The sequence below is a fragment of the Mycobacterium sp. E2479 genome (assembly GCF_001667925.1).
Lineage (GTDB): Bacteria > Actinomycetota > Actinomycetes > Mycobacteriales > Mycobacteriaceae > Mycobacterium.
This window is the reverse complement of the sequence record NZ_LZJR01000004.1, coordinates 1-758: the sequence shown is the minus strand read 5'-3', so window position 1 is coordinate 758 and position 758 is coordinate 1. Positions and strand designations below refer to the sequence as shown.

Annotated in this window: 1 protein-coding gene; it reads left to right on the top strand. The window is 69.5% G+C overall.

Annotated features, from left to right (window positions below; all coding sequences use genetic code 11):
* Positions 1-167: 167 nt before the first annotated feature.
* Entirely contained in the window at positions 168-566 is a 399-nt protein-coding gene (locus tag A5686_RS00460) for a YchJ family protein (protein ID WP_067929811.1), read from the top strand.
* Positions 567-758 lie beyond the last annotated feature (192 nt).

Here is a 758-nt window from a genome sequence, read left to right as displayed (position 1 = left end):
ACCGCCACCGCCGCTCGGCAGCGCCGCGATCGACGACGGGGACAACCCCCCGCGCCGGCTTGATCCCGCGGGCGGCGATCCGCTCGACAAGTTGCAGCGGGTGCTGCAGGACGCCGCAGGCGCGACGCCACCGGGCGAGTCGCCCTAGGCTCTGTCAAGCTTTTGATGTGAACGACCTTCTCGGGCCGCCGTGCCCGTGCGGCAGCAACAGAAGCTATCGCGCCTGTTGCGGGCCGTTGCATGAGGGCGAGTCGCAGGCCCGGACGGCCGAGGAGTTGATGCGCTCGCGGTACTCGGCTTTCACCTACGGTGACGGCGACTACCTGTTCCGCACCTGGCATCCGCGCACACGTCCGGCAGACGTGACCGCCGACTTAAAGATCGTTTGGACTGGCCTACAGGTGATTGACACCTTGGCGGGTGGGCCAGACGATGATTTCGGCGAAGTGGAATTCACGGCCCGCTACGAGTCCGGCGGTCGCGCGGGCAGCCTGCATGAGCGTAGTCGCTTCCAACGCCGCGCCGGCCGATGGTTCTACCTCGACGCCGTCGGGGGAGATCCGTAGCCCACGCGTTCCACCTCACGTGCGCGCCCGCTGACCTCGTCCTAGAGATGCGGAATGCCGGGCAGTGGGATATGCGGGACAGGCAGGCCCGGCGGACCGGCGGGGATCGGCGGGCGCAGCGGGGGGATCGGCGGCCCCGGCGGAGGTGCAGCCGGCCCGGGAATACGGGGTGGAGGCAAGGGCAACCCGACC